The 25,799-nt window shown below is 70.3% G+C and carries 21 protein-coding genes; 5 read left to right on the plus strand and 16 right to left on the minus strand.

Features of this window, described 5'->3' with window-relative positions; genetic code table 11:
- Window positions 1-3 precede the first annotated feature (3 nt).
- Both J7I44_RS05980 and J7I44_RS05985 read right to left on the minus strand, forming a co-directional pair.
- Window positions 4-690 (minus strand): ABC transporter ATP-binding protein, encoded by a 687-nt coding sequence (locus J7I44_RS05980; protein ID WP_245187962.1) that lies wholly within the window; start codon window positions 688-690, stop codon window positions 4-6.
- 82 nt (window positions 691-772) lie between these two features.
- A complete protein-coding gene (locus J7I44_RS05985) occupies window positions 773-2,005 on the minus strand; it encodes an efflux RND transporter periplasmic adaptor subunit (RefSeq protein ID WP_209617375.1) in 1,233 nt (410 codons plus the stop codon).
- A 186-nt stretch (window positions 2,006-2,191) separates the two neighbouring features.
- Here J7I44_RS05985 and J7I44_RS05990 point away from each other — a divergent pair, with 186 nt between their 5' ends.
- The 3 genes from J7I44_RS05990 to J7I44_RS06000 all read left to right on the plus strand — a co-directional run bounded on the left by J7I44_RS05990 (window position 2,192) and on the right by J7I44_RS06000 (window position 5,069).
- Window positions 2,192-2,878: a fumarylacetoacetate hydrolase family protein gene (locus J7I44_RS05990; RefSeq protein ID WP_209617378.1), complete on the plus strand. Its 687-nt coding sequence runs from the start codon at window positions 2,192-2,194 to the stop codon at window positions 2,876-2,878.
- A 46-nt stretch (window positions 2,879-2,924) separates the two neighbouring features.
- Window positions 2,925-3,326: a large-conductance mechanosensitive channel protein MscL gene (gene mscL / locus J7I44_RS05995; RefSeq protein WP_209617380.1), complete on the plus strand. Its 402-nt coding sequence runs from the start codon at window positions 2,925-2,927 to the stop codon at window positions 3,324-3,326.
- A 306-nt stretch (window positions 3,327-3,632) separates the two neighbouring features.
- Window positions 3,633-5,069, plus strand: coding sequence for a M20/M25/M40 family metallo-hydrolase (locus J7I44_RS06000; protein WP_209617382.1), 1,437 nt, complete (start codon window positions 3,633-3,635; stop codon window positions 5,067-5,069).
- A 53-nt stretch (window positions 5,070-5,122) separates the two neighbouring features.
- Here the strand turns inward: J7I44_RS06000 and J7I44_RS06005 are convergent, their stop codons facing one another.
- Window positions 5,123-5,512, minus strand: a complete 390-nt coding sequence (locus tag J7I44_RS06005; RefSeq protein ID WP_209617384.1) for a hypothetical protein — start codon at window positions 5,510-5,512, stop codon at window positions 5,123-5,125.
- A gap of 290 nt (window positions 5,513-5,802) precedes the next feature.
- On the opposite strand from J7I44_RS06005, the gene J7I44_RS06010 reads away from it, so the two are divergent.
- A complete protein-coding gene (locus tag J7I44_RS06010) occupies window positions 5,803-6,315 on the plus strand; it encodes a hypothetical protein (RefSeq protein WP_209617386.1) in 513 nt (170 codons plus the stop codon).
- Here J7I44_RS06010 and J7I44_RS16955 read toward each other — a convergent pair.
- From J7I44_RS16955 to J7I44_RS06045, 7 genes are all read right to left on the minus strand, one after another.
- Entirely contained in the window at window positions 6,295-7,497 is a 1,203-nt protein-coding gene (locus J7I44_RS16955) for a Wadjet anti-phage system protein JetD domain-containing protein (protein WP_209617387.1), read from the minus strand. The genes J7I44_RS06010 and J7I44_RS16955 overlap by 21 nt on opposite strands.
- Window positions 7,494-10,916, minus strand: coding sequence for an SbcC/MukB-like Walker B domain-containing protein (locus J7I44_RS06020; RefSeq protein ID WP_209617389.1), 3,423 nt, complete (start codon window positions 10,914-10,916; stop codon window positions 7,494-7,496). Before J7I44_RS06020 ends, J7I44_RS16955 begins: the two co-directional genes overlap by 4 nt.
- The gene (locus tag J7I44_RS06025; RefSeq protein ID WP_209617392.1) at window positions 10,903-11,535 is read right to left on the minus strand and encodes a DUF4194 domain-containing protein; all 633 of its coding nucleotides are present in this window, start codon (window positions 11,533-11,535) and stop codon (window positions 10,903-10,905) included. The genes J7I44_RS06020 and J7I44_RS06025 overlap by 14 nt, the downstream gene beginning before the upstream one ends.
- Window positions 11,532-13,004, minus strand: a complete 1,473-nt coding sequence (locus tag J7I44_RS06030) for a Wadjet anti-phage system protein JetA family protein (RefSeq protein ID WP_209617395.1) — start codon at window positions 13,002-13,004, stop codon at window positions 11,532-11,534. The genes J7I44_RS06025 and J7I44_RS06030 overlap by 4 nt, the downstream gene beginning before the upstream one ends.
- A 70-nt stretch (window positions 13,005-13,074) precedes the next feature.
- Window positions 13,075-16,170, minus strand: a complete 3,096-nt coding sequence (locus J7I44_RS06035) for an efflux RND transporter permease subunit (RefSeq protein WP_209617398.1) — start codon at window positions 16,168-16,170, stop codon at window positions 13,075-13,077.
- A gap of 193 nt (window positions 16,171-16,363) precedes the next feature.
- Window positions 16,364-17,476: an efflux RND transporter periplasmic adaptor subunit gene (locus J7I44_RS06040; protein ID WP_209617401.1), complete on the minus strand. Its 1,113-nt coding sequence runs from the start codon at window positions 17,474-17,476 to the stop codon at window positions 16,364-16,366.
- A gap of 215 nt (window positions 17,477-17,691) precedes the next feature.
- Window positions 17,692-18,159, minus strand: a complete 468-nt coding sequence (locus tag J7I44_RS06045; protein ID WP_209617404.1) for a MarR family winged helix-turn-helix transcriptional regulator — start codon at window positions 18,157-18,159, stop codon at window positions 17,692-17,694.
- Between the two features lie 53 nt (window positions 18,160-18,212).
- On the opposite strand from J7I44_RS06045, the gene J7I44_RS06050 reads away from it, so the two are divergent.
- The gene (locus tag J7I44_RS06050; protein ID WP_209617407.1) at window positions 18,213-18,740 is read left to right on the plus strand and encodes an O-acetyl-ADP-ribose deacetylase; all 528 of its coding nucleotides are present in this window, start codon (window positions 18,213-18,215) and stop codon (window positions 18,738-18,740) included.
- Here the strand turns inward: J7I44_RS06050 and J7I44_RS06055 are convergent.
- Genes J7I44_RS06055 through J7I44_RS06080 form a run of 6 tightly spaced genes read right to left on the minus strand, consistent with a single transcriptional unit; the run spans window position 18,727 to window position 25,707 of the window.
- Window positions 18,727-20,412 (minus strand): BatD family protein, encoded by a 1,686-nt coding sequence (locus J7I44_RS06055; protein WP_209617410.1) that lies wholly within the window; start codon window positions 20,410-20,412, stop codon window positions 18,727-18,729. The genes J7I44_RS06050 and J7I44_RS06055 overlap by 14 nt on opposite strands.
- Window positions 20,409-22,304 carry a tetratricopeptide repeat protein gene (locus J7I44_RS06060; protein ID WP_209617413.1) on the minus strand — a complete coding sequence of 632 codons (1,896 nt, stop codon included), beginning with the start codon at window positions 22,302-22,304 and terminating at the stop codon, window positions 20,409-20,411. The genes J7I44_RS06055 and J7I44_RS06060 overlap by 4 nt, the downstream gene beginning before the upstream one ends.
- On the minus strand, window positions 22,301-23,299 hold the full coding sequence (locus J7I44_RS06065) for a VWA domain-containing protein (RefSeq protein ID WP_209617417.1): 999 nt from the start codon (window positions 23,297-23,299) through the stop codon (window positions 22,301-22,303). Before J7I44_RS06065 ends, J7I44_RS06060 begins: the two co-directional genes overlap by 4 nt.
- The gene (locus J7I44_RS06070; protein ID WP_245187983.1) at window positions 23,292-23,783 is read right to left on the minus strand and encodes a DUF4381 family protein; all 492 of its coding nucleotides are present in this window, start codon (window positions 23,781-23,783) and stop codon (window positions 23,292-23,294) included. The genes J7I44_RS06065 and J7I44_RS06070 overlap by 8 nt, the downstream gene beginning before the upstream one ends.
- Entirely contained in the window at window positions 23,783-24,712 is a 930-nt protein-coding gene (locus J7I44_RS06075) for a DUF58 domain-containing protein (protein ID WP_209617422.1), read from the minus strand. The genes J7I44_RS06070 and J7I44_RS06075 overlap by 1 nt, the downstream gene beginning before the upstream one ends.
- Entirely contained in the window at window positions 24,712-25,707 is a 996-nt protein-coding gene (locus tag J7I44_RS06080) for an AAA family ATPase (RefSeq protein WP_209617425.1), read from the minus strand. The genes J7I44_RS06075 and J7I44_RS06080 overlap by 1 nt, the downstream gene beginning before the upstream one ends.
- Between the last annotated feature and the right edge of the window lie 92 nt (window positions 25,708-25,799).

Below are 25,799 nucleotides of genomic sequence, written 5' to 3' on the forward strand. Positions count from 1 at the left end.
TCCTCAGGCGATTGCCTGCTCGACCAGCGTGCCCTTGTCCAGATGCAGCGTGTGGTTGGCGTACTCGGCGGCCTTCGGGTCGTGAGTGACCATCACGATGGTCTTGCCGTGCTCGCGGTTGAGCGTGCGCAGCAGGCCCAGCACGTCCTCGGCGGACTGGCGGTCCAAGTCGCCGGTGGGCTCGTCGCAGACCAGCAGCGTGGGGTCGGAGACGATCGCGCGGGCGATCGCCACGCGCTGCTGCTGGCCACCCGACAGCTCGGTCGGCTTGTGCGAAGCGCGGTCGGCCAGCCCCACCAGCTGCAGCGCGATCGAGGCACGCTGCCGCCGCTCGGCCGAGGACAGCCTGGTCAGCAGCAGCGGCAGCTCGACGTTGCGCTGCGCCGAGAGCATCGGCATCAGGTTGTAGAACTGGAACACGAAGCCGACGTTGGCGGCGCGCCACTTGGCCAGCGCGCCGGCGCCGAGCTGGTCGATGCGCTGGCCGCCGACGCTGATGATGCCGGCACTGGGCGTGTCCAGCCCGCCGATCAGGTTGAGCAGCGTGGTCTTGCCCGAGCCCGAGGGGCCCATCAGGGCGAGGAAGTCGCCCTCGGCGATGTCCAGGTCGATGTGGTGAAGCACTTCGACCTTCTGCTTGCCGCGCGTGTAGACCTTGGCCAGGTCGCGGGTTTCGATCAGGTTGCCCATGGGCTCTCTCCGGTCAGCCGTAATGGTTTGCTGGTGCCTTCGCGCGCGCCCACGATCGGGCGCCCGCCACTGCATTCGACGTTCAGGACTGCTTGTTCTCGACACGCACCGCGGTGCCATCCCGCAGTTCGGCCGGCGGCGACACCACCACCGTCTCGCCGGGCTGCACGCCCTCGGACACCAGGCGCTGGTCGCCGCGCGCCTGCGATTGCACGGGCCGCTGCTGCACGCGCTCGCCCTGCACCACGAAAACCACCTCGTGCCCGTCGCGCTGCGCGATCGCCGCCGCCGGCACCAGCACGCCGCGCGGCACCTGCGCGGCGGCCTTGGGCCGGGCTTCCAGGAACGACACACGCACGCCCATGTCCGGCACGATGCGCTGGTCCTTGTTCTCCAGCGCTACGCGCACCTTGACCGTCGCCTTGCCGCGGTCGGCGGCCGGCACGATGGCGATCACGTGGGCCGGGATGCGCCAGTCCGGATAGGCGTCCAGCACCGCCTCGGCCGGCATGTGCGGCTTGACGCGGCCGATGTAGGCCTCGTTGACGTCGACATCGACCTCGAGGGAATCCATATCGACGATCGTGCCCACGCCGGTGCGGGTAAAGCCGCCGCCGGCCGACAGCGGCGAGATGATCTCGCCAACCTGCGCGGCCTTGTCGGTGACCACGCCGTCGAACGGCGCGCGCACCACGGTGTAGTCGAAGTCGACCTGGGCCACCTTCGCCTGTGCCTGCGCGGCCTCGGCCTGGCGGCGCTGCGCGTTGAGCTGGGCGGCGAGTGCGGTGACCTGGGTGTGCGCCTGCTCGGCCGCCTGCTTCGCCACCAGTCCGCGGCCGACCAGCGCGTCCTGCCGGGCCGCATCGTGCCGGGCCTGGATCAGTTGCGCCTGGAGCTGGCCCACCTGCGCCTGCGCCGCGCGGGCGCTGGCCTGGGCGGCGTCGAGGTTGGCGCGGTAGGCGCTGTCCTCCAGCCGCGCCAGCACCTGGCCCTTGGTGACGTGGTCGCCTTCCTCGATCAGCACGTCGGTGAGCGTGCCGGTGATCTGCGCCGAAACCGTGGCCTGGCGCCGTGCCGTGACGTAGCCGGTGGCCTGCAGCACCGCGCCGGCTTCGCCGCCGGCGGGCGCCGCGGCCGTGGCCGTCTGCACCACCAGCGGCCGGTGGCCGAACATCCACCAGCCGCCGATGCCCAGCGCCAGCAGCACCAGCATGACGCCGCCGGCAATCCACGGCCAGCGCACGGGTGCGGTGCTCACCGCTTCGCGGTGGCCGCGATCGATCTTCAGCTGCCTGAGCAGTTCGCCGTTGTCCATGCCTTGGTTTTCCGTCATCCCCTACGCGAGGGGAAAAGATGCGGCAAACCGGCATCCGGCGGCAGGTTGCGCCATCAGCCATCGGCAATGACAGGTGTCACGCGGGCCCGGGGCGGCCGTGAAGGTGACCGGCCGGGGCGCGTGCCTTGGCGTCCAGACGACGGTGCGGTCTGCTAGGCTCGCGCGATGCGCTATGCCATTCCCCTGCCCGCCGTCCCCAGCCTGCCGGTGCTCGGCAGCGACGACCGTTTCCCGGTGCGCCGGATCTTCTGCATCGGCCGCAATTTCGCCGACCACGCGCGCGAGATGGGCGCCACGGTCGATCGCGAACAGCCGATGTTCTTCTGCAAGCCGGCCGATGCGGTGGTCACCGACGGCGCCGACGTGCCCTATCCCACCGCCACGTCCGAGCTGCACCACGAAGTGGAGATGGTGGTGGCGCTCGCCGGCGGCGGGCGCGACCTCACGGCCGACCTCGCCGACACCCTGGTGTTCGGCTACGGCGTGGGGCTGGACCTGACCCGGCGCGACCTGCAGGCCCAGGCCAAGGCCAAGGGCCACCCGTGGGACGTCGCCAAGGCGTTCGACCATTCCGCGCCGGTCTCCGCGCTGCGCCCGGTCGAGCAGGGCCGGCCCGGCCCGCAGACGCGGCTCAGCCTGGAGGTGAACGACGTGCTGCGCCAGCAGGCCACGCTGGCGGACATGGTGCACGACGTGCCGGCGATCATCGCGGCGTTGTCGCGCCTGTTCGAACTCAAGCCGGGCGACCTGCTGTTCACCGGCACGCCGGCCGGCGTCGCCGCGCTGCACCGCGGCGACCGTTTCCACGCCGAGCTCGAGGGCATCGCCGTGCTGGACGGCCGGATGGCCTGAGGCCGGCCGCTCCGCAGTCATCCCAACGCAACCTAAGGACACAGCCATGAGCATGCTGGAGGAATTCAAGAAGTTCGCCATGCGCGGCAACGTGATCGACCTCGCCGTCGGCGTGGTCATTGGCGGCGCGTTCGGCAAGATCGTCAGCTCGCTGGTCGACAACGTGATCATGCCCCCGATCGGACTGGCCACCGGTGGCGTGGATTTCTCGCGGCTCAAGTGGGTGCTCAAGCCGGCCGACCCGGCGACCAAGACGGCGGAAGTGGCGATCCAGTACGGCGCCTTCATCAATACGGTGATCACCTTCCTGATCATCGCCTTCGTGATCTTCCTGCTGGTCAAGGCGATCAACCGCCTGGCGCCCAAGCCGGAGGACAAGCCGGCCGTGCAGCCGCCGGACGTAGTCTTGCTCACCGAGATCCGTGATCTGTTGAAGAACAAGGCGTAGGGTCGCCGCCTCGGGAGCGCGTTGCCTCGATGGGTCCGTCGCAATGCCTCCCCCATCCGCCCTTCGGGCACCTTCCCCCGTGAACGGGGGAAGGATCAAACCGCCACGCCTCGATCCCGGGCCTTCCTGTGCAACCGGGAAGATCGGGCCATAGCACCTCCTTCCCGGGCCTTCCCCCGCGAACGCGGGGGTAAGGTGCCGACAGGCGGGATGGGGGCTCCTGGGAGAACAGCGTGACTTCTGGCCTACGCCGTTACCTGCCGCGGCCCCAATAATCGGGCGTTCATCCCATGTGGAGTCCCCCCGATGCGCCGTCCTTCCCTCACCCTGCTCGCCGCCAGCCTGTTGCTGGCCAGCACCGTCGCCTGCGCGGCCGACACCACCATTCCCGCCGCAGCAGTAAAGACGGCCGAACAGCTGCGCGACAAGGCGATGCATGACGATACCGGCTACCGCATTGCCGAATCGCTGACCACCGAGGTGGGCCAGCGCCTTGCCGGCAGCCCGGCCGACAAGCGCGGCGTGGAGTGGGCGATCGCCAAGTTCAGGGAACTAGGCTTCGACAAGGTCTACACCGAGCCGGTCACCTATCCGAAGTGGGTGCGCCACAGCGAGAGCGGCGCGATCGTCTCGCCCTTCCCGCAGTCGCTGGCGCTGACCTCGCTGGGCTATTCGCCGGGCACGCCCAAGGGTGGCCTGACCGCGCAGGTGGTCCGCTTCGCCAGCCTGGATGCGCTCAAGAACGCCGACCCGGCGCGCGTGAAGGGCAAGATCGTCTACATCGGCTTCCGCATGCAGCGGCACAAGGACGGCCACGACTACGGCATGGGCTCGGCGATCCGCACGCAAGGGCCGGTGATCGCCCAGGCCAAGGGCGCGGCCGGCTTCCTGCTGCGCTCGGCCGGCACCGACCCGGAAAGCCGCACGCCGCACGCCGGCGTCACCGGCTTCCGCGACCCGGCCAAGACGATTCCCGCCGCTGCCCTGTCCAATCCCGATGCCGACCAGCTCGAACGCGTGCTCGCCTATGACAAGCCGGTCACGGTGAAGCTGGACCTCGACTGCGGCATCGAGGGCGAATACACCGGCGCCAACGTGATCGGCGAGATCACCGGGGCGAAGTACCCGGACCAGGTCGTCGCCATCGGCGGCCACCTGGATTCCTGGGACCTGGGCACCGGCGCGATCGACGACGCCGCCGGCGTGGCCATCGCCATGGGTGCGGCCAAGCTGATCCACGACCTGCCGCAGCGACCCGACCGCACCATCCGCGTGATCGCCTTCGCCAACGAGGAAATGGGCCTGTGGGGCGGCCGCGCCTATGCCGAGAAGCACGCGGACGAGGTGGGCAAGTTCCAGCTCGGCACGGAGTCGGATTTCGGCTCCGGCCGGATCTGGCGCATGAGCGCCAGCGTCAAGCCGCAGGCGCGCGGCGCGATCGAACAGATCGCCAAGGTGCTCGCGCCGATCGGCGTGGCCTATGACGCCAAGCGCCCTGGCGGCGGCGGCTCGGACCTGTCGCAGATGCACGGCAAGGGCATGGCCGCGTTGTCGCTGACCCAGGACGGCACCTATTACTTCGACTGGCACCACACCGCCAACGACACCTTCGACAAGATCGACCCGAAGGACCTGGCGCAGAACGTGGCCGTGTACGCCGCGTTCTCGTACATGGCCGCGCAGGCCGACGGCGACTTCGGCTCCGCCCCCGGCGCCTTCGCCGACGACGGCGCCGGCGACTGACCTCGGCGGGGCAACGCGTAGGGTGGCTTCATTCCACCCTGCGCCGCCTGCCGCTAACGGGTGTAGTAGGCCCCGCTTTCCACCAGCACCTTCGGCACGCAGAAGGTCCTGGGCAGCACCGCGATCGCGACCGGTACCGCCACGGTCTTCTCCACGCCACCGGCAGCGGCGCAATCGCTGCCTTCGGGAACACGGTAGTGGATGATCCGCACGGTGTATTGCGGGCACACGTCTGAACAGGGAAACCAGGCCACCACCGGCACGCCACGGTTGCGGCCGAGCTCGACGGTCTGGCCCATCATCGCCTGCTTGTCGAACGATTTGGCCGCATAGGCGGCCAGCGCGGCATCGTCGAGTTGGCCCGGTTCGTTCGCCCAGGTGGAACAACCGGTCGCGAGTAGCAGGCCGAGCAGACCCAGGGACGGTAGCGCGAAGCGACCCATGGCAGAACTCCGTTCTTGGCGGAGGGCCAGCATAGCGAACCGCGCCAGCAGTTGCCGTTTCATCCGGCCGTCACGCCGTGCGCGTAGAACGGCCACGGACCCATGGCACCCGATCACCTCTGATGGATGACTTCTCGCGTTTCCTGCGGCAACACGCCGATGTGCTGCGGAGCATTGCCTTCGCCACGAAAGGCGAACATCGATACGAAGACGTCTGCCAGGAAGCGTAGCTCACGGCCGGCGAGCTCGCGTCAGGGTCGGGCGCCAAGCCGGATTTTCTCGACCCTGTAGTGCAGGCACAGGTCATCGTCGATCTGCGCCGGAAGCTGGTCTACGGCGACCGCCGGTTCCGCTATGCGACGCGACTGGATCACGCAGTGCACGGCGACTGCGAAACCGGTGCCGCGCATCCGTTGATGGGGCGGCTGGTCAGCGACGAGGGCCGCGATCCGCTTTCGCATCTCCTAGCCGGCGAGAGCGTTCGCGAACCGCCGGACGAGGCGAGCCTGCCGCTGTCCCTCGCGCTCGCCTGGGCACTGCTGCTACGCGCCCACGACAATCGCATGCGCACTGTCGCCGGTCGCCTGCTGATCTCCGTTGCGCACGCCTACCACTGCTGCGCCAAGGCGCGGCGCGCCATCGCGCGTCAGCACGTCCTTCCCCTCGAGTCGCCAGCGGATCGTGCGGCGCTGAGGCTCGGGCCGTGGCGCCGATACCGACGCGAACGCATCCCGCGACAACTCGCCTTCGATTTCGCCGAACGCCTGCCCTTCCCGGATACGTCAGCTTCGGGTGCAAACTGAACCGGTGGGCAGCAACGGGACGAGCGATTCCTGTTCGAGCTGGACCGGCCGACGCCGCAGTGCCTCCGCCACCACGTTCCAGCCGGCACGTTCCGCCCACCGGCACATGCGCGCCAGCGAGGCGGCGGTCGGTTCGCGGGCGCCGGGCGCGTCTGGCGGGAGGTCGGCTGGCGACATCATCCAAGGCCGCAAGACGCACGCCGCATCTTTTACCGCCTGTGCCAGTACGGCGGCGATCCGGAAGCCGCCCTCGTCGATGTCGCCCCAGTGGAGGACCGACGGCTGCGCATCCATCCCGCGCAGGATGCGCACGTAGGCGGCGCGCCATGCGGGCGAGGGCATGCCGCCGGTGTAGATCAACAGTACCGGCGCGCCTGCGGCGACGACGGCCGCCTCGTGGAAAGTGGCCAGGTTCTCGATGGTCAGTACGCAGGCGGCGCGGGTCGCCACGGCTTGGACACGCTCGACCGGAAGGCCCAGGTACGGCCGCACCAGCGGCAACGTGGTGCCGGCCAGGTCAACCGTGCCGTCGCCGGCGAGCAGCATCGGCTGCGGTTCGCGGCGAAGGCCGATGGCCGCCCAGACATCCTCCTTCGGCCAGCCGCTGGCCGCGAGTTCACCGGTCACCAGCAAGTCCAGCCACGCGCTGAGCCTTTCCAGTCGCTTGCTGTCGCCTAGCAGGCGCGCGCTCTCGCGGCGCAGGACGCGCTCGTGGCCGGCATCTTCCTCGCGTGCGGCGACCGCCCTGGCGGCCGCGGCGAGATCGGCGGCCGCCTCGGCCCCCACGCCGCGCACCTTGCGACCTTGGCCCCAGGCTTCGAGCGCTTCGGCGATCACCGGAAAGCGCGCGATCCATGGCTCGAGCTCGCGCGCGGCCGCCGCCACCTGGTCACCGAGCAGCGGCAATTCCAGATGCCGGGCCAGCGCCGCCGGGTCGGCCACGGTCAGGCGCAGCAGTCTGGAGCCGTCGCCGCTGCGGCCCTCGCGCCGGACGAGGATCGCGCCTTCGCGCTCGGCCAGCGCCACCGCGGCATGAAAGGCCTCGAGCTCGCCCAGCGAGCGCAGCGAGGTGTAGTCGGCGGCATGGGTCATCGACAGCGAGACGCGCGCGTCGGCACCCCGCCGGCACGCGCTTTCGGCGCGGCGGAACAGGCGTTCGAGTACCTGCCGGGCGGGGCTCACGCAGGGGTCTGCTCGCTGGCGATACGCGCGGCCTCCTCGGCCAGCAGCTCCGGGTGCAGGTCGAACTGGTCGCTGAGCAGCAGCGCGCGCGCGGCCGGCTTGACCTCGATGCGCTCGGCCTGCAGCAGGTCACCGTCGCGGAACAGCTCGATGTAGCTCTCCAGCACGCCCGAGAGCGTGCCCTGTGCGGTGTCCGGCGCGGCCAGCACGAGCTGCAGGCCCAGCGAGCGCAGGTAGTCGACGGTGGCGCGCGCGTTCTGCGCGTCGATCTTGTCGCCGAACTCGTCCAGCAGGATCAGGCCGATGCCGTCCGGGTGCGCCTCGCTCTTGCCGTAGGCCGCAGCCAGCGCCGCGCCGGCGATCACGTACAGCGGTGCGCGATGTTCGCCGCCGGAACCTGACCGCATGCGCTCGCTGAGCGTGCCGATCACCCGCTCGTCGTGGCGGATCTGCACCTCGAAGCGGAAGAACCGACGGTAGTCGTCCAGTGGCGAGGCGGCGGCACGGGTGGCCAGGTTGTCCTCGATCAGTTCGCGGAAGGCCGGCGGCACCTCGCCGGCGTTGCCGAACAGGTTGTCCTCGCCGCCGACATCGGCCACGCGCTGGATGAAGCGGTGCAGCTCGCGGTACTCCGGCGCCACCTCGTAGTGGAACTGGTAGCGCTCGTTGTTGGAAAACGCGGGGCTGGCGCGCAGCGTGCGGTTGAGCGTGTGGATCTGGTACTTGAGCTTGCTGAAGTTGTCGTACAGCGCGGAGGCGACGTTGGCGCGGAAGGTTTCCACCGCGGTGGCGTAGGCCTGCTCGGCTTCGCCCTGGTAGTTGGCCAGCTCGGTGTCACGCAGGTGGGCCAGCTCCTTCGCCAGCAACGTGCGCGAGTCGCGCCAGGCGTCGGGCGCGAAATCGACCTCCAGGCCGTGGTCCTTGGCGTACTGCGCCAGTGTGCTCCACGCCTCGGGCAGCAGGCCGGCCAGTTGCCGGTCGCTGTCGCGGGCGCGGTCCTCGCAACGGTCGCTGCGCTCCTTCAGCGTGGTCAGCTTGGTGTCCAGTTCCTCGCGCTGGCGCTCGACGCGATTGGGATCGACGTCCGGGTGGCGGAAGGCCTCGACCGCGCGCTGCGCGACCAGGTCCTCCTGCGCGCGCAGGCCTTCGAGCAGGCGCTGCGCCGACTTCTCCTCGCCCTCCTGCACCGCCACCTTGCCGAGCAGTTCGTCGCGGTGCTTGCGGCAGGCGGCCACCTGCGCGGCCAGTTCGCGCACCTGTTCGGAGAGGCGCAGCAAATCCGGGTCGAGCGCCGCGGCGCGGTCCTGCTGCGCATCGCGGTAGCGGCGTTCGACCGCGCGGTGTTCCAGCACCACGTCATGCAGCGACTGCGCGATCACCTCCGGATCTGACAGCGGCGCCAGGCCGCGCTGGCAGGCCTCGGCGCGACGCAGTGGCGGTTCCAGTGCGCGCACGTCGCGCTCGGCGGCGTCCAGCTCTTCGCGCAACACGCGCAGACGGGCGCGATTGTCGGTGGCGCCGATCTTCAGTTCGCCGCCGGCCGGAAGGCGCAGCCGCTCGATGCTGCCGCCCTTGGCCAGCAGGCCATCGCGGGTGAGGCCCTGGCGCGTGGCGATCAGCTCGGCCTCGGTCTCCACGCAACGCAGCTCGCCGAGCTGGCGGCGCAGGAAGGCCAGCGCCTCGACGTTGTCGCCTTCGAGCAGGGCCGCCACGCTGCCGGACTCGGCAGCACGGGCGCCGCGCGCCTGGCTGGAAAGGGCGAGCTTGACACCGTACACGCTGCGCCCGCCACTCAGCGCGCGATACAGCCGTACGGCACGCTCCTCGTCGGCGGCGGGGACCAGCAGCGCCTCGACGTTGCTGCGCAGGTACGCCTCGATCGCCGGCTGCCAGGCCGGATCGGCCACGCGCACCAGGTCGCACACCGGGCGCGCGGCGATGCCCTCGTCCTGCAGGTAGTTCATCAGGCGCACGGCATCGGGGTTGAGCTCTGCCTGTCCTGCGGCGAGCCGCTTCTGGTTCTGCCGCGCGGCAGCGAGCCGGCCTTGCGCCTCGTCGAAACGTGCATGCAGCGCGCGGGCATGGGCATCCACGGCGGCGATCAGTGGCTGGGTGACAGCCAGCGCCTGGCGGGCCTGCGAGTGAATCGCCGCGGCCTCCCACGGCAGCGCGGCTTCGGCCGGCAAGGCAGCCAGCGCGGCATACCACTCGCTCCACACCGCCTGCGCCCGCGCCAGCGCGGCGCCATCCAGCGTAGGCAGCTCGAGTTTCGCGGCGAGCTGCCACTGGTCGCGCACGTAGGCCACGTGCTTGAGCAATTCGCGCTGCAGTCGGGCCAGCTCGCCGCGGTCGCGCCCGGCCAGCTCGTCGATCTGCGCCTGCTCGCCGTAACCCTGGCTGCCCTGCAGGCGTGCCTGGGCCTGGGCGTGGGCATCCTCGGACGACTGCTGCTCGGCCGTGGCCTCGTCCAGCGCGCGGCGGGTGTCGGCCAGTTGCCGCGAGGTCGAGGCGCAGGCCGTCTCGGCCTGGTCCACCTGCTCGGCCAGCAGGTCGCGTGCGTACTCGGCGGCCAGCGCGCGGTAGCTGGCGGCACGCACCGCCTGCGCGGCAATCTTCGCGTACTGCTGCTCCACCGCTTCGGCCGCGCCGATGCGCTGCACCACCTGCTCGATCTTTTCCTTGAGCTGGCGGAAGGTGTCCAGCAGCGCGCGGAAGCGGCCGATGTCGGTGGGCCGGTCCTCGGCCACCAGCGTGCGCACGAACAGGTCCACGTCTTCCACGCGCTGCAGGTTGAGCGCGTTCTGGAAAGCCTTGCGGTAGGCATTGAGGTCCGGGTGGGCGGTGGGCGCGGCGCGCAGGCGGAACAGGAGGTCCTTGACGAAGCGCTCGCTGGTCGGATGCAGCTCGGGCTTCGTGCCAGCCTCGCGGCAACGTCGCACGGCCAGCTCCTTGAAGGTGGCCCATTCCAGCGGCAATTCCCTGCCCTTGCCGCGCTCGAGGTGATCCTCCAGTTCCAGCGCCACGCCAGGCAGGATGTACTGGCCGTAGACGCGGTGGTCCGGCTCGTCCGCGGAGGCGCCCAGCGCGATGCCGGCAGTCAGCGGCAGGCCGCTGTCCTGGTCGCGGAAGACCAGCGTGACATAGGTGGTGGCGGTGCGCCGCTTGCGCCCTTCCTCGCCGCTGCGCCAGGTGCCCAGGCAGTAATCGCGGATGCTGCGCGCGCGGGCGCTGCCGCCGGCCTGCGCGTTGAAGCGGATGCGGCTGCGGTCGCCGCCGAGCAGCACGATCTGCAGTGCATCCAGCAGTGCGCTCTTGCCGGCGCCGTTGGGCGCGATGATCGCGCTGGTGGCGTCCAGCGTCAGCGTCTGCGCCTCGAACAGGAAGAACTGCACCAGGTGCACGCGCTCAAGCAGCTGCATCGTCGTCCTCCGTGGCCTCGACGGCGTCCTCGTCCTCGTCGCGGTTGTGCTGGTCCAGCCGCTGCAGCCACGTCTCGCCGACCACCTCGACGATGGCCGGGCGCACGCGCAGGTGGAACGGTTGCGGATCGTCGGCTTCCGAGTCGACCAGCCGGCACACGCCCCAGCGCCTGAGCGTGCGGGCGAGCGTGCGCAGCGCACCGGTTTCGGGCATGGGCCGGCCGACCAGCGCCTGGTAGGCCTCCTGCAGCTCGGGCAGTTCCACGATGACTTCGCCCTGGTCCTCGATTTGCCCCTGGCGCATGGCCTCGTCGTAGCGCTGGCGCAGCACCAGCAGCAACAGCGTTTCGTCGAGCGTCACTGGCGAACCTTCGCCGTGCGCCGGCAGCGCGACCACATAGCGGTAGTGCGCGTTGCGATCCAGCCGGATACCGAGCGGGGCGAGCGCGGCGACGAAATCGTCGAAGTGGTCCTCGACCAGGTGGTAGGCCACCCTGGTGCCGCGGTCGCCGGCGTAGAGCACCTGCTCGGTGACCAGGCGGTAGGCAGCACGCTCGAAGTCGGCCACGGCGTAGAGACCGTTGGATTGCTGGCTCAAGGTATTCCAGCTGCGTTTCATGCGCGGATCTTCACGGATGCGGACTTCAGTCGGTGGATAGCGAAGCGTGGCGCGCGCAGGTAGCCGTTGTCGGCGCGCTCGCCCGCGTCGATCAGTTCGACGCGAAAGCCGCGCAGCAGTCGGCCGAGCGGGTCGTCGCGACGCAGGCCGCCGATGCGGTGGCTGCGCAGGGCCAGGGTGAGCAGGGTCTGGTAAGCGCGCAGGTCCGCGATGGACGCCACCTCCAGTTCGCTCGAATCGACTGCACCTTCTCTCAGGTGGCGGCCAACGTAGCGCGCCATGTCCTCGGGGGTAACCAGCCGCGCGCGCTTCATCCGGCGCAGCAGGCTCAGTCGCGCGAGCTGTTCGGGCGTGGGCTGCTGCGCGGCGTTGGCGCTGCGCGGGATCGGCTGCGGCTTGCGGCGTGGCGGGCGCAGTTGGGTGTCGTCCATCAACGCGCCGGGCGCCACCGGCAGGCGCAACTCGTCTTCGGGCGCCTGCAGCACGCCGCGGCAGGCGCGTCGCAGCAGCACATCGAGCTTGTCGGGCGCGCGCAGGCGGTAGTCGAGGAAGGCCAGCGCGCGACGGTTGGCATGCCGGATGTCCTCGTCCAGGCGACCCAAGTATTCGTCGATGCGTTCCAGCTCGTACAGCCGGCGCAGGCTGCGCTGCAGTCGCAATTCGGCGCGCTCGGCATCGCCGGCGGTCAGGTGTTCGCGATACCAGCCGAGCAGCGTGTCGCGCAGCTCGGTGCCCTCGATCTGCTGCGCCATCGAGAGGATCGCGCTGCGCCGGGCCAGCGGATGGTCGGCCTTGTGCAGGTCGGCATAGTCGCCGACGAAAAAGCTGGAGACGTAACGCTCGAACCATTGCCGCGCAAACTGCGCAGTGGTCTCGGCACGCGAGAGCTCCGGCATCAGGTCGCGCACCTTCAGGCTCATCGAGGAGAGCGAAACCAGCAGCCGGCGCGCCTGGTCGGCCGCCTCGTCCAGTGCATCGCCGGCAAGTTTCCCCTCGACCACCTGCTGCAATTGCAGCTCGATCGAACGCACCTTGGCCGAGACGAAGGTCGGCCCGTGTTCGGCGAACTCCGCGAGCGTGGAGAGGAACTGCGCTACCGCCGGCATCATCGACACCATCTCGCGCGCACCCACGCGCTCCTGGCGCAGCCAGCCGGTGGAGCGGAAGCGCTCGTAGATGGCATTGGCGCGATCGGCCAGCGAGGCGCCCGGCACTGCGCCATCGTCGGCTTCGTCGATCCCGCCGTCATTGACCCAGGGATCGTCGGTGAGCAGGTAGTTCTCCAGCGCGCCGGTGATTTCGCGGCGCTGGAAGCCGGTGCTGGGCGGCAACGGCGCGTCCGGGCCGAAGAACTGGTCGAACAGCCGGCAGAGCAGCGCCCAGTAGCGTTCGCGGTTGGCGCTGGCCAGCGGGGCGAACAACCCCGGGGGCACCACCGAGAACAGCGGGGGCGGGGCTGTGGTGCTCAAGCGGGCGTCCGGCGGTTCATCGCTCGATTATGCGGCATCGCCCGGATCCCCTGCAGGAGTTCCGGCGACCTCAGTCCGGCAGCACGCGCATCCGCGGCTTGCGCACGAAGCGCTGCTGCAGGCGGTCCAGGTACAGGTAGATCACCGGGGTCAGGTACAGGGTCAGCACCTGCGAGACGACCAGGCCGCCGACCACCGCCAAGCCCAGCGGGCGGCGCACGTCGGCGCCGGCGCCGAAGCCGATGGCGATCGGCAGCGTGCCGGCGAAGGCGGCCATGGTGGTCATCATGATCGGGCGGAAGCGTACACGGCAGGCGTCGAAGATGGCCTGGGCCGGCGCCATGCCTTCCTCGCGCTGCCGCTCCAGCGCGAAGTCGATCAGCATGATCGCGTTCTTCTTGACGATGCCGATCAGCATCACGATGCCGACGAACGCGAACAGGTCCAGCGAGGCGCCGAACAGCACCAGCGTGAGCAACGCGCCGACCGCCGCCGCCGGAAGGCCTGAGAGGATCGTCAGCGGATGGATGAAGCTCTCGTACAGGATGCCCAGCACCAGGTAGATCACGAATACCGCGAGCAGCAGCAACAGGCCCATGCCCTGCATCGAATCGGCGAACGCCTGCGCGGTGCCCTGGATCGAACCGCTGATGGTGGCGGGCAGACCCATCGTCGCCACGGCGTCGTCGATCTCGCCGACCGCCTCGCTCAGGCTCACCCCGGGCGCCAGGTTGAACGACACCGTCACCGCCGGCAGCTGGCCCTGGTGGTTGACGGTGAGCACCTGCGGCTTGCGTGCAAAGCTGGCGACCGTATCCAGCGGCACCGCCTTGCCAGTGTCGGAGGTGACGTACAGGCGCGAGAGCACGGCCGGGTCGTCCTGCAGCGCGCGCTTGACCTGCAGGATCACCCAGTACTGGCTGGCCGCGCCGTAGATGGTGGAGACCTGGTTTTCGCCGAAAGCCGCGCCGAGCGCGTCCTGCACTTGCGCCATGGACAGACCGAGCGGGGCGAGCCTGTCGCGATTGACCTGCACCACGATCGACGGGCTGTTCAGGTCAAGGTCGTTGGTGACGTCCTGGAAGCCCGGTAGCGCGGCGAAGGCATGGGTGACCCTGGCCGACCAGTCGTACAGGGCGTCGATGTGGATCGACTGCAGCGTGTACTGGTATTCGGACTTGCTCTGCCGGCCGCCCACGCGGATCGCCGGCGGGTTCTGGATGTAGGTGCGGATGCCGGGTACCTGGGCGAACTTGCGGCGCAGCTCCTCCATTACGCCGTCGACGTCGAGCGCACGCTGGCTGGCCGGCTTGAGCAGCAGCAGGATCGAGCCGTTGTTGACGGTGGCGCGCGAGCCGCCCGCGCCGACGCTGGACATGTAGCCGGCCAGGTTCGGATCCTTCGCCACGATGTCGGCCAGTTCCCGCTGGCGCGCGACCATCGCGTCGTAAGAGATGTCTTCCGGGCCTTCGGTGTTGACGCGCAGCTGGCCGCTGTCGCCGGCGGGGATGAAATCCTTCGGCGCGACCGCGAACAGCAGCGCGGTGACGACGAGGCTCGCCACGAAGGCGGCCAGCACCAGCCGCGGGCGGTCCATGCACCAGCGCAGGCTGCCCAGGTAGCCGCGGTGCACGGCGTTGAAGCCGCGGTCGAAGCCGCCGATCAACCAGTTTTTGGCGTCATGGTCGTGCGCCCTGACGAAGCGGCTGCACAGCATCGGCGTCAGCGTGATGGCCACCACGCCGGAGATCAGGATCGCCACGCTGATCACCACCGCGAACTCGTGGAACAGCCGCCCCACGATGCCGCCCATGAACATCACCGGGATGAACACCGCGATCAGCGACAGCGTCATCGAGAAGATGGTGAAGCCGATCTCGCCGGCGCCCCGGACCGCGGCGTCGAAGGGCGCCTGGCCCGCCTCGATGTGGCGCACGATGTTTTCCAGCATCACGATGGCATCGTCGACCACGAAGCCGACCGCGAGGGTGAGCGCCAGCAGCGAGAGGTTGTCCAGGCTGTAGCCGAGCGCATACATCACCCCGAACGTGCCGATGATCGAGATCGGCAGCGCCACCGCGGGGATCAACGTGGCTGACAGGTTGCCCAGGAACAGGTAGATCACCAGCACGACCAGCACGCCGGCGAGCACCAGGGTGAACTGCACGTCGTCGACCGAGGCGCGGATCGATTGCGAGCGGTCGTACAACACCTGCAGTTTCACCGAGGGTGGCAGGCCGGCCTCGAAGCCGGGCAACACTTTCTTGATGCGGTCGACCGTCTCGACCGTGTTGGCCCCGGGCTGGCGCTGGATCGCGAGCACGATGGCGCGCTCGCCGTTGAACCAGCTCGCCTTCTGGTCGTCCTGCACGCTGTCGCGCGCCTCGCCGAGATCGCCCACCCGCACCGGCGCGCCGTTGCGGTACGCCACCACCACGTCGTTGTAGGCGGCCGCGCGCTCGAGCTGGCCGTCGCTGCGGATCGGCAGCTGCTGGCGCTGTCCGTAAAGGGATCCGGTGGCCTTGTTGACGTTGGCGTTGGCCACCGCCGCCTGCACCTGGTCGATGCCGATCCCGCTGGCGGCGAGCCTGTCCGGATCCAGGCTGATGCGCACGGCGTACTTCTGCGAGCCGTACACGTTCACCTGCGCCACGCCGTCGACCATCGAAAGCTGCTGCGCAAGCTCGGTTTCGGCGTACTCGTCCACCTGGGTGAGCGGCAGCGTGGAGGAACTCATGGCCAGGTACAGGATCGCCGCGTCCGCCGGATTGACCTTGCGGAACGTCGGCGGCGTGGTCATCTCCCGGGGCAACTGGCGCTGTGCCGAGGAGATCGCCGCCTGCACGTCCTGCGCCGCGGCATCGATGTTTCGGTCCAGCTCGAACGTCAGCGTGATCGAGGTCGACCCCAGCGCGCTGGTCGAGCTCATCGATTCGATGCCGGCGATGGTCGAGAGCTTGCCTTCCAGCGGCGTGGCGACCGCGGAGGCCATCGTCTCGGGCGAGGCGCCGGGCAGGCTGGCGCTGATGCTGATGGTGGGGAAGTCGACGTTCGGCAGTTCGTTCACCGGCAGCCGCGGGTAGGCCACGATGCCGAACACCAGCAGCGCGGCCATCAGCAGCGTGGTCATCACCGGGCGGCGGATGCAGAGCTGGGGGATGTTCATGGGGTCGACCAATTACTCCTGATCCGGCTCCCTCTCCCCTCCGGGGAGAGGGTTGGGGTGAGGGGTGACGCTTGCGGGGGAGGTTGTTCGTGCGAGGGCTTGTAACGATTTGTCCTGGCCTTGCAGAAGGCTTCCCGCGAGCCCCGGCCCCTCACCCCAGCCCTCTCCCCGCAGGGGAGAGGGTGCAAGGCGGCTACGAGGCCACACGGACTTTCGTCCCGTCGACCAGCAGCATTTGCCCTTCGGTCACCACCCGCTCGCCGGCCTTCAGCCCGGTGGCGATGACCTGCTGCCCGCCCGCCGCCGGCCCGGTGGTGACGTAGCGTTGCGCGACGGTATCGTCCGGCCCGACCACGAAGACGAAGCTGCCGCGCGAGGAACTCTGCAGCGCAGTCACCGGCACCGACACCGCATTGCGGATGCGCGTGGTGGGCAGCCTGACCTGCGCGAACTGCCCCGGCGTCAGGCGCATGTCGGGGTTCTCGAAGCGCGCCTTGAGCAGGATGGTGCCGGTGGTGTTGTCCACCGCGTTGTCGATGAACTGCAGCGTGCCAGCGAGCGAAGTCGACTGGCCGGGTACGGTCGCGTGCACGGTGACCGTCCCACGCGCCAGCGCCTCACGCACGGCGCCAAGGCTCGCCTCCGGCAGGCTGAACGCGACCCGGATCGGCTGCACCTGGTTGAGCACCACGATGTCGGTGGTCTGCGCGCTGACCTGCGCGCCGGGCCAGACCAGCGGCGCGCCGGTGACGCCGTCGAACGGCGCGACGATCCAGGCGTAGTCGAGGTTGGCCTGGGCCAGTTCCTGCGCGGCGCGATCGGCCTGCAGCGTGGCCTGCGCCACGGCGAGGTTGGCCTGGTAGGTGTCGAAGTCGGCCTTGGACACGTAGCCCTTGCCCAGCATGTCGGCGTAGCGCTCGCGGTCGGCCTGGGCCTTCTTCAGCTGCGCCTGGTCACGCGCCACCAGGCCGCGCGCCTGGTCCAGCTGTGCCTGCAGCAGGCGCGTGTCGAGCCGGGCCAGCAACTGGCCCTTCTTCACCCGGCTGCCCGGCTGGAAGGCGAGCGACTCGAGCTGGCCGGACACCTGCGCGCGCAGGGTCACGCTGGACCACGCTTCGGCGCGGCCGACCAGCGTGAGCGAAAGGTCCAGGTCGCCCTGCCGGGCCACTGCCGCCTGCACCGGGACGGCCCGGTCCGCCGGCTTCGCATCGACCGGCGCGGCCGAATCCGTTCGCCAGGCGAAATGCACGCCGACGGCGACGAGCACCAGGACGGCCAGGAGCAGCAGGATTTTCTTCGAGGACATGCGCGCGTTCGTTTCGGGGGCCCCGCACGGTCAGCGCGCGGGCAGGCCTGTGCCATGGTGCGAACCTGCCACAACGCGGCAGGCGGCCAGCGGTTTACCTGTCGCGGCCATTTTCAGCCAAGCGGGCGGTCGTGCCCCCTGCCAGAGGGCCTGGGGTCCGGGCGGAAGCAACGTTCCGGGCAGCAGAAGCAGCCGCGCGGTCCCTGTTTCGGGCTCTAATCGGCCCCGTCTTCGCCCTGCTCCAGCGCCTGCAGGTTGTCCTTGATCCGGCCGATCACCGCCAGTGCCTGGCTCAGCTCCTCGGCACTGATGCCGGCGGTGGCGTCCTTGCGCAGGCCGCGGCCGATGTCCTGCATGTCGTCGATCACCGCACGCGCACGCGCCGTCAGGTGCAATCGCCAGGCGCGGCGGTCCTTCGGGTCGGGGTGGCGTTCGACGAAGCCGGCCGTCTGCAGGCGATCGATCACGCGGCCTACCGCGATGGGTTCCATCTCGAGCAGCTCGGCAAGTTCCGTCTGGCGGAGATTCTCGCCCCGGTGGTGGAGCATCTTGATCGCCCGCCACTGCGCGCGAGTCAGTCCGAAACGCACGGCTCGCCGGTCGAAATGCTTGCGGAACAGCAAAGTGACGTCGCTGAGCAGGTAACCGAACGGAATGTCTTCCGGTTTCATCTTGTTATGCATCTCCCGTCCCAAGTCAGAGCATAAAGCGCGGCCTGCGCGAAACACTATTGTCCATGTCCATTACCTTGCTTACTGCCGACCTGACCCGACTTGCGGTCGATGCCATCGTCAATGCCGCCAACCGGCAGCTGCTCGGCGGCGGCGGCGTCGACGGCGCGATCCACCGCGCAGCGGGCCCCCGCCTGCTCGAAGCCTGCCGGGCTCTGCCGGAGGCGTCGGCCGACGTGCGCTGTCCGACCGGCGAGGCGCGCATCACGCCCGGGTTCGACCTCCCGGCCAGCTGCGTGGTCCACACGGTGGGGCCGATCTGGCGCGGCGGCAGCCACGGCGAACCGGAACTGCTCGCCGCCTGTTATCGGAACGCGCTGGAACTGGCGCGCGAGCACGGCCTGCGCTCGATCGCCTTTCCCGCGATCAGCTGCGGCGCCTATGGCTACCCGCCGGAACTGGCCGCCGGGGTCGCCTGCGCCAGCCTGCGCAGGACGCTCGCCCGGCTGGGCGCGCCGGCGATGGATGTGCGTGTCTGCTTCCTCGATGGAGCGATGACGCAACTGTGGCAGCGCGTGTTCAACGCAGCTTGAACGGGTAGAGCGGCGGCAGTGGCGGCTCCTCGCCCGACGGCGGTTCGCGCCACTGGAAGCCCTGCCGGAACGCGCTTGCCAGGTCGGGGGCCGGGCCGCCTGCGTCCGCGGCAAAGCGGCGCCGCTGCAGCGCCTCGATCGCCTCGCGCTGGGCGGCCGAGGCCAGCGCCTCGGCCAGCGCGCCCAGTCCGGTAAGCCCGGGCCGCTCCGCGCGCGCCCAGGCAAGCAACGCATGCGATTGGGCGGCTACGTCGCCGCCGCGCGCGGCGGCGAGGAACGCCAGGCGCAACGCACGGTGGGACGGCGTGGCGGTCCCCGATGCACCGGCACCCGAACGCACGCGCCGGCGCCAGATCCATGCCACTGCCAGCGCACCGCCGAGCAACAGCAACGCCACGGCGATCAGCACAAGCACGCGCCAGGCTGGCGTGCTGCCGGACCCGGCCGTGGCTGGCGTCGCGACGGCGACCGGCGCAGGCGCGGAGCTTGCCGGCGCGGGCTCACTCGCCGCCGGCGCCGCGGTGCCGCCCGCCGCAGGCAGCACGGTCAGCGTCTGCGCCGCGATGCGCGCTTCCTCGGCCTGGCCGCTCTGCACGTTCCACCACTTGAGCGTGATCGCGGGAAGGGTGAGCGCACCGGCCTGGCTGGGAACGATGGCGAAGTTTTGCTGGCGCCGGCCGATCAGCCACTGGCCGTCGTTGCGGGTCCCGGTCACCGGCTTGTCGGGATAGACCGTGGCGCCCTTGAGGTCCGGCAGGCTCAGCGCGGGCAACGCCTCGTAGGGCAGGCCGGTTGCCTGCAGGGTCATCGCCAGGTCCAGTGGCTGCCCGACGCGCGCCTTGCCGTCGGCGGGGATGCCCTCCAGGGTCAGGCTCAGCGCACGCGCCGGCAGCCAGGCGCTGCTGCCCCACTGGGCTGGTACCGGCTGCACGTCGATCGATACCGCGGGCGAAGCCGCCGTTGCGGGGGTGCCCATGGCGAAGAAGCTGTCCGGGTCGGTCGGATCGATCAGCTCACCCTGGAACTGCAACGGCGGAATGTCGATGGTGCCGGCGTGCTGCGGAATCAGCGCGTAGCGCCGCTCGATCACATGGTAGGCGCGGCCCCCGCGGACGACGTCGTAGTCCAGGTCGTCTCCGAGCCGCCGCGCGTCGATGCCCGGCAGCCGCGGGTCCTCCAGCGAGCCGCTGCTCAGGCTGCCGGCGAAATACAGCCGCACGGTGAACAGCAGTTGCTGGCCCACGCGCACCGTGGTCGGCTGCGCGCTGGTTTCGAGGAACACCGCCTTGCCGCTGTTGGCCGCCGCGCGGGGATCGGGCGGCGTGACGGTCAGCGTGAGCGGCTGGGTGCGCCCGCCGGCGAAATCCAGCGAAGGAATGGTCAGCTGGCCGGCGTGCTTAGGGCGCAGCGCGATGCCGATCGTGAACTGCATGTTGCGCTGGCCGTTGACGATGCTCACGCTGGTATTGCTGGAACGGCCTAGCACGTCGAAATCGGAAGCCAGCGCGGACAGGTCCGGCGCCTGCGCCAGGCCGCCGCCTTCGACGCGCAGATTGAGCGTGACCGTTTCGCCCAGCTGCACCTGGCTGCGATCGAGCGAGGCTTGCACCTGTGCCGCGTGCGCCAGCACCGGCAGCAGGGCCAACAGGAACCACGCGATCCATCGCCTCACGGCAGGTCCTCCGGGTTCGCCACGCCGTGGCGTTGGCGGTATTCCAGTTCGAACTTGCGCCGCAGCAACGCACCCGGATCATCCGGAACGCGCTGCAACGCCTGGCGCAATTCGGCCGGCAGGCGCGCCTGCGGGTCGTCCTTGTCCAGCGCGCCGAGCTGGTGCTCGCTGCCCTGGGCCTTGGCCTTGTCGCCGAGCGCACGGTCCATCTGCTGCTTGAGCGCCTCGCTCGCGCGCGCCATGCGCGCCTGTTGGTCGGCGCGTTCCTGCGCGGTCAGCGGGCGGGTGGCGCCCTGCTGTTCGCGCTGTTCGCCGTTGCGCGCACCGTCCTGGTTGCCCTGGGCGTTCGGCTGCTGCTGGCCCTTGCCCTGCTGGCCCTGGCTGTCCTGTTTGCCGTCCTGCTGCTCGCCGCGGCGGTTGCCCTGGCTGTCCTTTTTCGATGGCTCGTCGCCCTGGCCCTGCTTCGATTGCGAGGACTTGCCGCCCTCCTGGTTCTGCGCGTCGGCGTCCTGGTCCTGCGGCGGCGGCTGGCGGCGCAGCCAGTCCTCGACGGCCTTGCGGTTGGCTGCGGCGTCGGCGTTGGCCGGATCGAGTGCAAGCGCCCGGTCGTAGGCGGCCAGCGCGTCCTGGTAGCGCCCCGTTTTGGCCAGGGCGTTGCCGAGGTTGTACTGCGCGTCGGTGGTGTCGACCGGTTGCAGGGCATCGATCGCCTTGTCGTAGTCGCCGGTACGGTAGGCAGCCGCACCACGCAACGCCGGATCGCGGGCGAGTGCGAGCGCCTGTTTCGGCTGGCCTTCGCGCAACGCCTGCGCCGCCTGCTGGTCGCGACGCTGCCACAGGTCCTGCCAGGTGCCGGCTTCGGCGCGAGCGGGCACCAGCAGCGGCAGCAGCACCAGCGGCAACAGCAGCAACCAGCCACGGCGAAAGGCCAGCGCGAGCAGGGGCAGGAGTGGCAGCAGCAGCCAGGGACCGCGGTCTTCCCACTGCGCACTCGCCTGCCCGGTGGCCGGATCGGCATCGCCGGTGCGCAGCTGGCCTTGCAACGCGTCGATGTCGGCATGGTCCGCGCGCATCGGGACGTAACGGCCACCGCCCGCCGCGGCGAGCGCTGCCAGCGCGGCATCGTCGCGCCCGGCCATGGCGACCTGGCCGCTGGCGTCGCGCAGGAAGCCGCCATCGTCGAGCGGCACCGGCCCACCCTCGATCGTGCCGACGCCCAGGACCGACACGCGCACGCCATCGGCGCGGGCCTGGCGGGCAGCCTGCAGGGCATCGGTTCCGGCGTCGTCGGTGACCAGCACCAGCGAGCCGCCACCGACCTTGGCGTCGCGGATCAGCGCCACGCCGCGCGCGATTGCTGCCGCGGCGTTGTCGCCCTCGACGGGCATGGTGTCGGGCGAGAGGGCGTCAAGCAGATCGTTGAGACTGTTGGCGTCGCTGGTCAGCGGTGCGACCACGAACGCCTCGCCTGCATAGGCGATCAGGCCGTTGAGCCCGCCACCGTTTGCCGCGAAGAGATCGCGCACCTTATAGCGCGCGCGATCGAGCCGGCTCGGCGTCACGTCGCGCGCCAGCATGTGCTCTGACAGCGAGACCGCCACGACCTGCGCCGCGCGATCCGCAAACAGCGGTTGCGCTACCCGACTCCAGCTCGGCCCGGCGAACGCCAGCACCGCAAGCATCCAGCCCAGCGCCAGCAAGGCAGGCGGCACGTTACGACGCTGCCTGCGGCCGTAAAGCAGGTGCGGCAGCAGTTCCGGATCGACCAGCTTTTCCAGTTGCGCCTGCGCAGCCTGCCCGCGCGTGGCCAACCATGCGAGCAGCGGCAGGGCGAGCAGCAGCCACAGCCAGAGCGGCCGCAGGAAATGGAACTGATGCAGGGCCTCGCTCATGCCAGGCGCTCCCGCCAGGCGCCTGCACGTGAGGCAAGGGCTAGCGCAAGCAGCAGCATCGCCGCGCCGAGCGGCACGCGAAACAGCTCGTGGCGCGGACGCAGCACCGGGCCGTGCTGGGGCATCGGTTCGAGCGTGTCGATGGTCTGGTAGGCGGCGGCCAGTTCATGCGTGTCGGTGGCACGGAAGAATCGCCCGCCGGTGTCTTGCGCGATCCTGGTCAGCATCGCCTCGTCCAGGTCGGCGGACGGATTGACCAGGCGCATGCCGAAGAAGTCCGGCACGCGCATCTGGGTGGCACCCACACCGATGGTGTAGACGCGCACGCCGGCCGCCTTGGCCGCGGCGGCGGCCTGTTCGGGGGCGATGTTGCCGGCGTTGTTGACGCCGTCGGTGAGCAGCACCAGGACGCGTGCCTGCTGTGGCAGGCCCGCCAGGCGCTTGACCGCCACCGCGATGGCGTCGCCGATGGCCGTCTCGGTGCCGGCCAGGCCGACGGCGGAGCCTTTCAGCTGCGCGCGCACCGCGTCGAGGTCGTAGGTCAGCGGCGTGACCAGGAAGGCGCGGCTGCCGAACAGCACCAGCCCCAACTCGTCACCCGCGCGGCGCGCGATGAAGTCGCTGGCGATGGTCTCCACCGCCTCGAAGCGGCTGACGTTCTGTCCGGCCAGATGCATGTCCTCGGTGCGCATGCTGCCGGACAGGTCGATCGCCAGCAGCATCGCGCGCCCGCTGCGCTGTTGCGCCTGGGGTGGCCCAACCCACTGCGGACGCGCCGCCGCGGCGACCAGGCACACCCAGGCCAGCGCAAGCCACCAATGGGTCCTTCCACGGCCAGGCTGTCGCTCGATCGTCGCCAGCGCCACGCCCGGGTGCGGCAGGTGCAAGGCCTGCCCGGGCGGCAGCGGGTGCAACCAGCGGCGCAGCAGCCACGGCAGCGGCAGCAGCAGCGCCACCCACGGCCAGGCGAACTCGGGCCAGGCAAACTCAGGCACGGCGCCACCTCCGGCCTTGCGCCGCGAGCGCGCCGTGCAGCCAGCGACGCACGGCCCCCAGCATGGCGTGGGTGTCGTAGGGGCCGGGCCTGTACATCGCTTGCTCCAGCGTGAGCAGGCGCTGCAGCGTCGGCGCATCGACCGGCACGCGCGCCAGCGCCTCGCGCCAAGCCTCTCCGCTCAGCCGTGCAGCCGCAGGGTCTTGTGTCCGCGCGACGCGGCGCAGCAGTTGATGCAGCCCGGCGGCCAACGCCTGCGCGTCGGCCGTGTGGCGGGTAGCCAGCGCATCGACCTCGGCAAGGATGCGGGCGCGGCGCTGCCGCCACTTGCGGGCGCGCAGCAACGACCACACGCCGGCGCCGAGAAGCACCACCCCGAGCGCCGCCAGCAGCCACCATCCGGGTGCCGGCGGCCACCACGGTGGCGCTGGCGGAAGATGGATGTCACGCAGCTCGGGACCCTGCGGTGCAGGCAAGTGGCGCATCATCGGGCGGGCCTCGCACCGAGCAGCGCCGTCACCGCCGCCAGCGGGTCGGCTGCGGTGTCGATGCTGCGCCAGCGCAACCCCAGCGACTGGGCCAGTGCAACCAAGCGTGCCTGTCCGGCGCCGAGCGCGTGCTGGAACTCGCTGCGCTGGCGCATGCCTTCGAGGCTGACCTCGCGACGCTCGCCGGCATGCTCGAAGGGATAACGCCCCGGTGGTGGCAACTCACGCTCGAGCGCATCGGCCACCACCAGCACGGCAACGCGGGCATGCCGCGCCACTTCGCGCAGGCGGGCGCGTGCCGCCTCGTCGCAGCTCAGGCCGTCGCTGATCAGCAGGACGCGGCTGGCGCCGTGCAGGCGGCCCGCGCGGGCGAGTGCGTCGGATAGAGGTTCGTCGTTCCCGCGGGAGGCGGCGCCGGCACCCCAATCGGCCAGTGCACCACAAAGGGTGACCGCACCGCGCGCTCCACCACGCGGCTTGATCAGGTGCTGGCCGTTGCCGAAGGCCATCGCCCCGACACGCTCGCCGGCGCGTACTGCATACCAGCCGGCGAGCGCGGCGGCGCGCGCGGCCTGCACGGACTTGAAGCGCACGCGGGTGCCGAAGTGCATGCTGGCGTGGGTGTCGAGCAGGATCAGCAGCCTGCCTTCGCGTTCTTCCTGGAACAGTTTGGTGTGCAGTTCGCCGCTGCGCGCGGTGAGCCGCCAGTCGAGCCGGCGCACGTCGTCGCCGGGCTGGTAGACGCGCGATTCGGCGTAGTCCATGCCGCGGCCGTAAAGACGGCTGGCCTGCTGGCCGGCGCGCGCGGCGCGACTGTCCAGCGGCAGCGGGCGCACGCGACCGACCCGCGCGCGCAAGGCGAGCAGTTCGGCCAGCGAGACGGTGGTGCGACCGTCGCCATCGGCGCGCACGGGCACGGCGGACATCACGGCAGCGGCACGAGATCCAGCAGGCGATCGATCACCTGGTCGCTGCGCACGCCCTCCGCCTCGGCCTCGTAGCTGAGCAGCACGCGGTGGCGCAGCACTTCATGCACGACGCCATGCACGTCCTCCGGCAACGCGTAGTCGCGCCCGGCAAGCCAGGCGCGCGCGCGGGCGCAGCGGTCCAGCGCGATGGTCGCGCGCGGACTCGCGCCCCAGGCGATCCAACGTTTCAGTTCCGCTCCGTAGCGGCCGGCGTCACGGGTAGCCAGGACCAGTTGCGCCAGGTATTCCTCCAGCGCGGGAGCCACGTGCACCTCGAGTGCAGCATCGCGAGCGGCGAACACGTCGGCCTGGCTGAGCAGCGCACGCGGCGGCGCCGCCGGATGCAGCGCGCGGCGCGCCTGTTCGCGGGCCAGCTTCAGGATCGCCAGCTCCGCGGCTGCGTCGGGATAGCCGATGGTCACATGCATCACGAAGCGGTCCAGCTGGGCTTCGGGCAGCGCAAAAGTCCCTTCCTGCTCGATAGGGTTCTGCGTGGCCATCACCAGGAACAGGTCCGGCAGGCGCCAGGTGCTGCGGCCGACGGTGATCTGCCGTTCGGCCATGGCTTCGAGCAACGCCGACTGCACCTTGGCCGGCGCGCGGTTGATCTCGTCGGCCAGCACGATGTTGTGGAACAACGGCCCGCGCTCGAACTCGAAGCTGCCCGCCTGCGGGCGGAACACATCGGTACCGGTGAGGTCGGCCGGCAGCAGGTCGGGAGTGAACTGCACGCGGTGGAAATCGGCCTCGATGCGCGCGGCCAACGCCTTGACCGCGGTGGTCTTGGCCAGGCCCGGCGCGCCCTCGACCAGCAGGTGGCCATCGGCCAGCAGCGCGATCAGCAGGCAGTCGATCAGGTGTGGTTGGCCGATGACTTCGCGCTGCAGTTCATCGCGCAAATGCACGAAGGCCTGCTGCAGGCGGTTGGGGGCGGCGGTCTGCGGTGTGTCCATCGGCGATCCAGAGAAGGCAACGCGGTACTGACCGCGCCAACGCCCGGAAGTTTAGGCGTGCCGGTGCAGGCGCCGCGTGTGCCGGTCCGCAT

The organism is Frateuria flava (genome assembly GCF_017837635.1).
GTDB classification, from domain to species: domain Bacteria; phylum Pseudomonadota; class Gammaproteobacteria; order Xanthomonadales; family Rhodanobacteraceae; genus Frateuria_A; species Frateuria_A flava.

Coding starts and splice junctions, on each gene's coding strand:
- J7I44_RS06040 (WP_209617401.1), bottom strand. CDS start 17,476: ATGTCCTCGAAGAAAATCCTGCTGCTCCTGGCCGTCCTGGTGCTCGTC.
- J7I44_RS06080 (WP_209617425.1), bottom strand. CDS start 25,707: ATGGACACACCGCAGACCGCCGCCCCCAACCGCCTGCAGCAGGCCTTC.
- J7I44_RS06050 (WP_209617407.1), top strand. CDS start 18,213: ATGTCCATTACCTTGCTTACTGCCGACCTGACCCGACTTGCGGTCGAT.
- J7I44_RS05990 (WP_209617378.1), top strand. CDS start 2,192: ATGCGCTATGCCATTCCCCTGCCCGCCGTCCCCAGCCTGCCGGTGCTC.
- J7I44_RS06025 (WP_209617392.1), bottom strand. CDS start 11,535: ATGAAACGCAGCTGGAATACCTTGAGCCAGCAATCCAACGGTCTCTAC.
- mscL (WP_209617380.1), top strand. CDS start 2,925: ATGAGCATGCTGGAGGAATTCAAGAAGTTCGCCATGCGCGGCAACGTG.
- J7I44_RS06020 (WP_209617389.1), bottom strand. CDS start 10,916: ATGCAGCTGCTTGAGCGCGTGCACCTGGTGCAGTTCTTCCTGTTCGAG.
- J7I44_RS06005 (WP_209617384.1), bottom strand. CDS start 5,512: ATGGGTCGCTTCGCGCTACCGTCCCTGGGTCTGCTCGGCCTGCTACTC.
- J7I44_RS06075 (WP_209617422.1), bottom strand. CDS start 24,712: ATGTCCGCCGTGCCCGTGCGCGCCGATGGCGACGGTCGCACCACCGTC.
- J7I44_RS06045 (WP_209617404.1), bottom strand. CDS start 18,159: ATGCATAACAAGATGAAACCGGAAGACATTCCGTTCGGTTACCTGCTC.
- J7I44_RS06060 (WP_209617413.1), bottom strand. CDS start 22,304: ATGAGCGAGGCCCTGCATCAGTTCCATTTCCTGCGGCCGCTCTGGCTG.
- J7I44_RS06035 (WP_209617398.1), bottom strand. CDS start 16,170: ATGAACATCCCCCAGCTCTGCATCCGCCGCCCGGTGATGACCACGCTG.
- J7I44_RS06000 (WP_209617382.1), top strand. CDS start 3,633: ATGCGCCGTCCTTCCCTCACCCTGCTCGCCGCCAGCCTGTTGCTGGCC.
- J7I44_RS06070 (WP_245187983.1), bottom strand. CDS start 23,783: ATGCGCCACTTGCCTGCACCGCAGGGTCCCGAGCTGCGTGACATCCAT.
- J7I44_RS05980 (WP_245187962.1), bottom strand. CDS start 690: ATGGGCAACCTGATCGAAACCCGCGACCTGGCCAAGGTCTACACGCGC.
- J7I44_RS05985 (WP_209617375.1), bottom strand. CDS start 2,005: ATGGACAACGGCGAACTGCTCAGGCAGCTGAAGATCGATCGCGGCCAC.